Annotated in this window: 10 protein-coding genes; 3 read left to right on the forward strand and 7 right to left on the reverse strand. The window is 63.4% G+C overall.

What is annotated here, in order from left to right; all coding sequences use genetic code 11:
- From gltA to AC3FOF_RS44050, 7 genes are all read right to left on the reverse strand, one after another.
- A partial coding sequence (gltA, locus tag AC3FOF_RS44020) for a citrate synthase (protein WP_488730252.1) occupies positions 1-1,251 on the reverse strand: 1,251 nt, incomplete at its 3' end.
- Between the two features lie 41 nt (positions 1,252-1,292).
- Positions 1,293-1,580, reverse strand: a complete 288-nt coding sequence (locus tag AC3FOF_RS44025) for an FAD assembly factor SdhE (RefSeq protein WP_017224306.1) — start codon at positions 1,578-1,580, stop codon at positions 1,293-1,295.
- 80 nt (positions 1,581-1,660) lie between these two features.
- Entirely contained in the window at positions 1,661-2,362 is a 702-nt protein-coding gene (locus AC3FOF_RS44030) for a succinate dehydrogenase iron-sulfur subunit (RefSeq protein WP_017224305.1), read from the reverse strand.
- A 34-nt stretch (positions 2,363-2,396) separates the two neighbouring features.
- Complete coding sequence (sdhA, locus tag AC3FOF_RS44035; protein ID WP_035805797.1) at positions 2,397-4,175, reverse strand: succinate dehydrogenase flavoprotein subunit; 1,779 nt, start codon at positions 4,173-4,175, stop codon at positions 2,397-2,399.
- A gap of 3 nt (positions 4,176-4,178) precedes the next feature.
- Positions 4,179-4,544 (reverse strand): succinate dehydrogenase, hydrophobic membrane anchor protein, encoded by a 366-nt coding sequence (sdhD, locus tag AC3FOF_RS44040; RefSeq protein ID WP_017224303.1) that lies wholly within the window; start codon positions 4,542-4,544, stop codon positions 4,179-4,181.
- Positions 4,545-4,555: 11 nt separating this feature from the next.
- Positions 4,556-4,963, reverse strand: a complete 408-nt coding sequence (gene sdhC / locus AC3FOF_RS44045) for a succinate dehydrogenase, cytochrome b556 subunit (RefSeq protein ID WP_017224302.1) — start codon at positions 4,961-4,963, stop codon at positions 4,556-4,558.
- Between the two features lie 270 nt (positions 4,964-5,233).
- Positions 5,234-6,055: a GntR family transcriptional regulator gene (locus AC3FOF_RS44050; protein ID WP_017224301.1), complete on the reverse strand. Its 822-nt coding sequence runs from the start codon at positions 6,053-6,055 to the stop codon at positions 5,234-5,236.
- A 339-nt stretch (positions 6,056-6,394) separates the two neighbouring features.
- Here AC3FOF_RS44050 and AC3FOF_RS44055 point away from each other — a divergent pair, with 339 nt between their 5' ends.
- The 3 genes from AC3FOF_RS44055 to prpC all read left to right on the forward strand — a co-directional run.
- The gene (locus AC3FOF_RS44055) at positions 6,395-7,378 is read left to right on the forward strand and encodes a malate dehydrogenase (RefSeq protein ID WP_035805794.1); all 984 of its coding nucleotides are present in this window, start codon (positions 6,395-6,397) and stop codon (positions 7,376-7,378) included.
- Between the two features lie 120 nt (positions 7,379-7,498).
- Positions 7,499-8,479, forward strand: coding sequence for an HpcH/HpaI aldolase/citrate lyase family protein (locus AC3FOF_RS44060; RefSeq protein ID WP_035805791.1), 981 nt, complete (start codon positions 7,499-7,501; stop codon positions 8,477-8,479).
- A gap of 102 nt (positions 8,480-8,581) precedes the next feature.
- Positions 8,582-9,723 (forward strand): bifunctional 2-methylcitrate synthase/citrate synthase (gene prpC, locus AC3FOF_RS44065; protein WP_488730253.1); only part of this gene is annotated, 1,142 nt, incomplete at its 3' end.

The raw sequence follows: 9,723 nt of genomic DNA on the forward strand, positions 1-9,723 counted from the left end.
CTGGCGCGGACGGCCGATCTTGTATTCCGGATCGGTGATCATCTCTTCCCACTGCGAGATCCAGCCCGGGGTGCGGGCCAGCGCGAAGATGCAGGTGAACAGCGAGGTCGGGATGCCCAGCGCGCGCTGCACGATGCCCGAGTAGAAGTCCACGTTCGGGTACAGCTTGCGGCTGACGAAGTACTCGTCTTCCAGCGCGATCTTTTCCAGTTCCATGGCGAGCTTGAACAGCGGGTCGTTGTGCAGGCCCAGTTCGTTCAGCACTTCATAGCAGGTCTCGCGCATCAGCTTGGCGCGCGGGTCGTAGTTCTTGTACACGCGGTGGCCAAAGCCCATCAGGCGCACGCCCGAGTTCTTGTCCTTGACCTGCTTGATGAACTCGGTGATGTTGTCGACGCTGCCGATCTCTTCCAGCATCTTGAGGGCGGCCTCGTTGGCGCCACCGTGGGCCGGGCCCCACAGGCAGGCCACGCCGGCGGCGATGGCGGCGAACGGGTTGGTGCCCGAGGAGCCCGCCAGGCGCACCGTGGAGGTCGAGGCGTTCTGCTCGTGATCGGCGTGCAGGATGAAGATGCGGTCGAGCGCGCGCTCGAGCACCGGGTTCACCTGGTACGGGGCGCACGGCGTGGCGAACATCATGCGCATGAAGTTGCCCGAGTAGGACAGGTCGTTCTGCGGATAGATGTACGGCTGGCCGATGTTGTACTTGTATGCCATCGCGACCAGGGTCGGCATCTTGGCGATCAGGCGGATCGCGGAGATTTCGCGCTGGTGCGGATCGTCGATGTCCATGGCGTCGTGGTAGAACGCGCTCATGGCGCCCACCAGGCCCGTCAGCACCGCCATCGGGTGCGCGTCGCGGCGGAAGCCCCGCAGGAAGAACTGCAACTGCTCGTGCACCATGGTGTGGTTCATCACGGCGCCAACGAACTCTTCCTTCTGCTTGGCGTTGGGCAGTTCGCCCTTGAGCAGCAGGTAGCAGGTTTCCAGGTGGTCGCACTTGGTCGCCAGCTGCTCGATCGGGTAGCCGCGGTACAGCAGCTCGCCCTTGTCCCCGTCGATATAGGTGATCTTCGAATTGCACGAAGCCGTCGACATGAAACCGGGATCATAGGTGAACTTGCCGGTTTGACCGTACAGCTTGCGAATATCGATCACATCGGGGCCGACCGTGCCCTTGTAAATCGGCAGCTCGACGCTGGGGGAACCATCGGAAAACGATAGCGTGGCTTTCACATCGGACGGCGTCATGTCGGTTCCTTCTAATGCTTGACTAATAATGTTGACGAAACTCAGACCGAACGCAGCATGGCGATAACGTGCTGCATCGGGGGCGTGTCGAGCTCACCGTCCAGCTCCTTGCGGGCAAGCAGCAGGTCCATCAACTCGTTGTCGCTCAGCTCGAAGAGCTCGGAGAGCGCGGCCACATCCTGGTCGGACAGGCTTTCTTCGTAACGGTTGAAAAAACGTTCGACGATGATGTCGTTCTCCAGGAGGCCGCGCCGCGCGCGCCAGCGCAGTCGTGCACGCCGGTGCGGGTCGGCCTGGTGGGAGAAACTGGGGGAAACACTTTCGGTCATAGGTACCTGCTTCCGGCGCGCCGGTCGGGTATGCAGTTTGATAGCCCGGACTGACGCGCCGCTTACAACCACCGCGCGGATCAGACCGAGCGGCGAACCATCAGCTCCTTGATCTTGCCGATGGCCTTGGTCGGGTTCAGCCCCTTCGGGCAAACGTCGACGCAGTTCATGATGCTGTGGCAACGGAACAGGCGATACGGGTCGTTCAGGTCGTCCAGACGCTCGTTGGTCGCCTGGTCGCGGCTGTCCGCGATAAAGCGATAGGCTTGCAGCAGGCCGGCCGGGCCGACGAACTTGTCCGGGTTCCACCAGAACGACGGGCACGACGTCGAGCAGCTTGCGCACAGGATGCACTCATACAGGCCGTCCAGCTCGTCGCGTTCCTCGGGCGATTGCAGGCGCTCTTTCTCGGGCGGCGGCTCGTCGTTGATGAGGTAAGGCTTGATCGAGTTGTACTGCTTGAAGAACTGCGTCATGTCGACGATCAGGTCGCGCACCACCGGCAGGCCGGGCAGCGGACGCAGTACGATGCGGTCCGGCAGCTCGCGCATATTGGTCAGGCAGGCCAGACCATTCTTGCCGTTGATGTTCATCGCGTCCGAACCGCACACGCCTTCTCGGCAGGAACGGCGGAACGAGATGGTTTCGTCCAGCTTCTTCAGCTTGACCAGCGCGTCCAGCAACATGCGCTCATGACCGTCGAGCTCGACCTCGTAAGTCTGCATGCGAGGCGCAGCATCCTTGTCCGGATCGTAGCGGTAGACTTCGAAAATACGCTTCATTTCTGTGGGTCCTGTGGGTCGTCTACGGCGGTGCTTAGAAGGTCCGGGCCTTGGGCGGAACGCTCTCCACCGTCAGCGGGTTCATCTTCACCGGCTTGTAATCGAGGCGGTTGCCTTCGCTGTAGAACAGGGTGTGCTTGAGCCAGCTCTCGTCGTCACGGTTCGGGAAGTCGCTGTGCGCGTGCGCGCCGCGGGACTCCTTGCGGGCAGCCGCCGAGATCATGGTGGCCTTCGCCACTTCCACCAGGTTGGCCACTTCCAGGGCTTCCACCAGTGCGGTGTTGAAGACCTTGGACTTGTCCTTCAGGTGAATGTTGTTGGCACGCTCGGTCACTTCGAGGATGCGCTCGACGCCTTCGTCCATCAGCTTCTGCGTACGGAACACGCCCGCATGCGACTGCATGTTCTTGCGGATGTCGTTGGCCACGTCCTGGGTGTATTCACCCGAGGTCGACGACTGCAGCTTGGCCAGGCGCGACATGGCGCGGTCGGCGGCATCGGCCGGCAGCGGCTTGTGTTCCTTCTGCTTGATCGCGGTCGCCGCGATGTGGTTGCCGGCAGCGCGGCCGAACACCACCAGGTCCAGCAACGAGTTGGTACCCAGGCGGTTGGCGCCGTGCACCGACACGCAGGAGCATTCGCCGATCGCGTAGAAACCGTTGATGACCTCGTTGGGGTTGCCGTTCTTCGGCGCCACCACCTGGCCGTTGATGTTCGTCGGGATACCGCCCATCTGGTAATGGATGGTCGGCACCACCGGGATCGGTTCCTTGATCGCGTCGACGTTGGCGAACTTGACGCCGATCTCGCGGATCGACGGCAGGCGCTTCATGATGGTGTCGGCACCGACGTGCGTCAGGTCCAGCAGCACGTAGTCGCCGTTCGGGCCACAACCGCGCCCTTCCTTGATTTCCTGGTCCATCGAGCGCGAGACGAAGTCGCGCGGCGCCAGATCCTTCAGCGTCGGCGCATAGCGCTCCATGAAGCGTTCGCCGTCCTTGTTGCGCAGGATACCGCCTTCGCCGCGCACGCCTTCGGTGATCAGCACGCCCGCGCCGGCCACGCCGGTCGGGTGGAACTGCCAGAACTCCATGTCTTCGAGCGGCACGCCGGCGCGCGCTGCCATGCCCAGGCCGTCACCGGTGTTGATGAAGGCATTGGTCGAAGCGGCGTAGATACGGCCGGCGCCACCGGTGGCGAACAGCGTGGTCTTGGCCTCGAGGATATAGACTTCGCCGGTTTCCATCTCCAGCGCGGTCACGCCCAGCACGTCGCCATCGGCGTCGCGGATCAGGTCCAGCGCCATCCACTCGACGAAGAAATGCGTCTTTGCACGCACATTACGCTGATACAGCGTGTGCAGCAGCGCGTGGCCGGTACGGTCGGCCGCGGCGCAGGCGCGCTGGACCGGCTTCTCGCCGTAGTTGGAGGTATGGCCGCCAAACGGACGCTGGTAGATGGTGCCGTCGGGGTTACGGTCGAACGGCATGCCGAAGTGTTCGAGCTCGTAGACGACCTTCGGAGCTTCACGGCACATGAATTCGATTGCGTCCTGGTCGCCCAGCCAATCGGAACCCTTGATGGTGTCGTAGAAGTGATAGTGCCAGTTGTCCTCGCTCATATTGCCCAGCGAGGCACCGATACCGCCCTGCGCCGCCACGGTGTGCGAGCGGGTCGGGAAAACCTTGGAGAGCACGGCGACGTTCAGGCCGGCTTCTGCGAGCTGGAGGGATGCGCGCATCCCAGCGCCGCCCGCCCCGACGATGACCACGTCAAAGCGACGACGCGGCAATCCAGTCTTGACTGCGACCATTTATTACACCCTCCAGAGAATCTGAGCTGCGTAGCCCGCACAACCGACGAGCCACAGAATGGTAAGAACTTGCAGCACGAGGCGCACGGCCATCGCGCTGATGTAGTCCATCCAGATGTCGCGCACACCGATCCAGGCGTGGAACAGCAGCGACAGGATGGTGAGGAACGTGATGATCTTCATCCATTGATTGGCGAAGAGACCTGCCCACGCTTCGTAGGAAGCGCCGTTCGAGAGCAGGAAGGCGACTGCCAGCACGACGGTGAAAACCACCATGATGACAGCGGTGACGCGTTGCGCGAGCCAGTCTTTCAGACCGTAGTGCGCACCGACGACAAGACGCTTGGGACCGATATTATTATTTGCCACCTTGACTCTCCTCAAAACAGGCCGAACAGCTTCAGGCCGAAAATCGCGGTGAGCAACAGGCTGATGATCAGCACGGCGACAGCGGACTTGGCCGATGCCGGCTTGGTCACACCGACGTGCACGTCGAGCAGCAGGAAACGGATGCCGGCGCAGAAGTGATGCAGGTAACCCCAGATCAGGGCCAGCAGAACCAGCTTGACGAAGCCACCGGACAAAAGCGCCGAGAACTTTGCGAAACTCAGTTCCGAGGTGACGCTCTGCTCGAAGAGATACAGGACGAAAGGAAGGAGGAGGAACATCAGGGCACCGCTTGCGCGATGCAGGATGGACACCTTGCCGGCCCAGGGCAACCTGTAACGCACCAGCTGCGTGACATGGATGTTCCGGAACTCCGGCCTGGCTTGTTTGGCTTCAGCCATGCGAGACCCCATTTTGCGGTAAACAAAAAACGAAACTACTGACTTCTGAATGGCCCTGGATGCAAATGAATGCAACTGGAGCAAATCCACACAATTTTAGCGCTTTTGTTGCGCGCCGCACCAATAATTTTCAGCTATCGCGCATCAGCATGGCGTGCCCGACAATCGCACGCAACCATATCACGGCGTCATATTTCCCTGCTTCGCGCAACAACGGGGCCCGGCCATCGCAGCGCCAGCAATAATCGAGACGGATCCTGGCGCGAGAACTCAACTCAAATCGTTCTGATAATAGTGCCGGGTGGTTACGTACAGGCCACGCCGGACTTCGACGGGCCGGTCGCCGTAGGTGAACGAGACGCGCTCCACGGATAGCAGCGGCGCGCCCGCTTCCACGTTCAGCAATGCCGCGGCGGCGCTGTCTGCAGCCACCGCGCGGATTTTCTCGCTCGCCCGGATCATGCGCGTGCCGAACTCGGCCTCGAACAGCGCATACATCGGGCCCTTCCATTCGGTCAGCTTCTCGGCCGTCAGGCCTTTGAAATTCGTGCCCAGCAGCCAGATCTCGTCCAGCACGGTGGCTTCGCCGGAGAAAAACAGCACGCGGCGGATCTGCACCACGCTGTCGCCGGTGCGGATGTCGAGCAGGCGCGCGATTTCGGCCGGCGCGCGCAGGCGCTTGCATTCGAGCACCTGGCTTGCGCCATAATGCGGTTCGCCCTCATCCGGCACCAGGCGCAGGAAACGGAACTTCACGCCGTCCTCATGGTGGGTGGTGACGAAGGTACCCTTGCCCTGGCGGCGCGCCACCAGGTTCTCGGCGGCGAGTTCGTCGATGGCCTTGCGCACGGTGCCCTGGCTGACCTTGTAGCGGGCCGCCAGATCCATCTCGCTGGGGATCATCTCACCCGGCTTCCATTCGCCGGACTGCAGGCTCTGCGTGATAAGCGCCTTGATCTGCTGGTAGAGGGGGCTGAAGGTGGGCGAGGCCGCCGCCGTGGACGGCTGCGTCCCGGCGCCGGACGCAGCGGCGCCATTATCCTGCACTGCAGCAACGGCAGTGCCGGCGAGGGACGTGGGCAGGGATGACATAGCCGGATTTCACCACAAAACCGCGCGGGGCGTCCAGCGCGGCATTAAATGTCTTATGTCTTATATAAGACATATGAATTGACAATACAAGAGGGTCGGCCTACACTCCCTCAGGTTTGACGCCGGCACCCGCTCTGGATGCAGCACCCCTCTTCGCAGTAGACTTACGCTTTGTCGCACCCATGATCCGTAGTGGCTTCCTCCAGTCGGTAACGCTTGCAGCGCGCCGGCGGATTGCCGCGTGCCGCCGTGGCGACAAACCCGCACCCGGTGACGTCCGGACCACCCTCCGACGCGCCACCGACCAGTTTCCCCCTCTTATCGTTTGGAGAATTACTCATGGCTAAAGCCCCAATGCGCGTCGCAGTCACCGGCGCCGCTGGCCAGATCGGCTACTCCCTGCTGTTCCGCATCGCCAACGGCGACATGCTCGGCAAAGACCAGCCGGTCATCCTCCAACTGCTCGACCTCCCGCAAGCCCAGGCCGCTGTCAAGGGCGTGGTGATGGAACTGGAAGATTGCGCGTTCCCGCTGCTGGCCGGCGTCGTGATCACCGACGATCCCAAGGTTGCATTCAAGGATGCAGACGTGGCGCTGCTGGTCGGTGCGCGTCCGCGTAGCAAGGGCATGGAGCGCAAGGACCTGCTCGAAGCCAACGCCCAGATCTTCACGGTGCAGGGCAAGGCGCTGGACGAAGTCGCCAGCCGCAACGTCAAGGTGCTGGTGGTCGGCAACCCGGCCAACACCAACGCCTACATCGCGATGAAGTCGGCACCGAACCTGCCGAAGGAAAACTTCACTGCCATGTTGCGCCTGGATCACAATCGTGCCCTGTCGCAAATCGCCGCCAAGACCGGCAAGCCGGTCTCGTCGATCGAGAAGATGTTCGTCTGGGGCAATCACAGCCCGACCATGTACGCCGACTACCGCTACGCGACCGTCGACGGCCAGAGCGTCAAGGACCTGATCAACGACCACGCCTGGAACAACGACGTGTTCCTGCCGACCGTCGGCAAGCGCGGCGCCGCCATCATCGAGGCCCGTGGCCTGTCGTCGGCTGCTTCGGCCGCCAACGCCGCCATCGACCACGTGCATGACTGGGTGCTGGGCTCGAACGGCAAGTGGGTGACCATGGGCATCCCGTCGGACGGTTCCTACGGCATCCCCGAAGACACCATGTTCGGCTTCGCCGTGACTACCGCCAACGGCAAGTACGAAATGGTCAAGGGCCTCGAAATCGACGCCTACAGCCAGGAAAAGATCAACATCACGCTCAAGGAACTGGAAGAAGAGCGTGCCGGCGTGCAGCACCTGCTCGGCTGACCCAGGCAACGCCAATGACTAAACCGGGGCCTCGCAACGATTCACGAATCGGCGCGGGCTCCGGTTTTTTTCATTCCGGCGCCGCCGTCCTCCCCTCCCACCGCTATCCGATCGAATAAAGTGCATCCATCCGAGGTCTTGTTCCAGGGCGAAGCCATCCCGGCCCAACTGCCGGTCTGCGACCACTATGCCGGCAGTGAAAAGCTGATGCTGAAATCGCTTGCCCTGCAGCAAGAGCTTGGGCCCGTCTTCGACATCACCTTCGACTGCGAAGACGGCGCCGCCGTCGGCCTGGAGCGCGAACACGCCGAATTGTGCGCCCGCCTCGTCAACGGTCCGCAGAACCGCTTTAACCGCGTAGGCGTTCGCATCCACGACCCGGCCCACCCGGGCTGGCGCCAGGACATCGACATCCTGGTCGGCAGCGCGGGTGCGCGCCTTGCCTACGTGGTGGTACCCAAGGTGACCGACGTGGTCGAGGTCGCGCGCGTGACGGACCACGTCAACCAGGTGGCGCGCGCAGCCGGAATCGCGCGCCACATCCCCATCCATGTGCTGATAGAGACACACGCCGCAGTGGAGCAGGTGTTCGACATTGCCAGGCTCGTGCAGGTGGAATGCCTGAGCTTCGGCCTGATGGACTTCGTCTCGGCCCACCATGGCGCCATCCCCGGCGACGCCATGCGCTCGCCCGAGCAGTTCGAGCACCCGCTGATCCGGCGTGCCATGCTCGAGATCTCGGCCGCCTGCCACCGGCACGGCAAGGTGCCCTCGCACAACGTCAGCACCAATATCGAGCAGCCCGCGTGCGCCGGCAGCGACGCCCTGCGCGCGCGCGCCGAATTCGGCTACCTGCGCAAATGGAGCATCCACCCAAGCCAGATCGAGCCGATCGTCAGCGCCTTCCGCCCGAGCGGCTCGGAGATCGGCGCGGCCAGCGAGATCCTGCTGGCCGCCTATGAGAACAGCTGGGCGCCGATCCGCCACCAGGGCCAGTTGCACGACCGCGCCAGCTACCGCTATTACTGGTCGCTGCTGCAGCGCGCGCACGCCACCGGCGCCGACCTGCCGGGCAATGTGCTGGACCACTTCTTTGCATGAACGTTGCCAGCGCCGCCCTGGCGCGCGCCAGGGCGGCGACCGCCGTGTAACACAGCGCCGAACCCGGGCCGAGCGCGGGTGAGAGGCCAGACAGGAGACGCGATGTCAGAGCAGCCGTCAGCACAGCAGCCAGTCCGGCAGACCGCCCCGAAGCCGAAGAAATCCGTCGCCCTGTCGGGCGTGACCGCCGGCAATACCGCACTGTGCACGGTCGGCCGTACCGGCAACGACCTGCACTACCGCGGCTACGACATCCTCGACATCGCCGAGACCTGCGAGTTTGAAGAGATCGCCCACCTGCTGGTGCACGGCAAGCTCCCCACCCGCGCCGAACTGGCCGCCTACAAGGCCAGGCTGAAGGCCCTGCGCGGCCTGCCCGCCAACGTCAAGGCCGCGCTCGAATGGGTGCCCGCCAGCGCCCACCCGATGGACGTGATGCGCACCGGCGTGTCCGTGCTCGGCACCGTGCTGCCGGAGAAGGACGACCACAACACCCCGGGCGCGCGCGACATCGCCGACCGCCTGATGGCCAGCCTCGGCTCGATGCTGCTGTACTGGTACCACTACAGCCATAACGGCAAGCGCATCGAAGTCGAGACCGACGACGACTCCATCGGCGGCCATTTCCTGCACCTGCTGCACGGCCAGAAGCCGTCGGCGCTGTGGGAGCGCGCCATGCAGACCTCGCTCAACCTGTACGCCGAGCATGAATTCAATGCCTCGACCTTCGCCGGCCGCGTGATCGCCGGCACGGGCTCGGACATGTACTCGTCGATCTGCGGCGCCATCGGCGCGCTGCGCGGCCCCAAGCACGGCGGCGCCAACGAGGTCGCGTTCGAGACCCAGAAGCGCTACGACAGCCCGGACGAGGCCCAGGCCGACATCACGCACCGCGTGGAGAACAAGGAAGTGGTGATCGGTTTCGGCCACCCGGTGTACACCACCGGCGACCCGCGCAACCAGGTCATCAAGGAAGTGGCGCGGCGCCTGTCCAAGGACGCCGGCTCGATGAAGATGTTCGACATCGCCGAACGGCTGGAAACCACGATGTGGGACATCAAGAAGATGTTCCCCAACCTGGACTGGTTCAGCGCGGTGAGCTACCACATGATGGGCGTGCCGACCGCCATGTTCACCCCGCTGTTCGTGATCGCGCGGACCTCGGGCTGGGCCGCCCACATCATCGAGCAGCGCATCGACAACAAGATCATCCGCCCCAGCGCCAACTACACCGGGCCGGAGAA

This window comes from Cupriavidus sp. 96C5-1 (assembly GCF_057798855.1).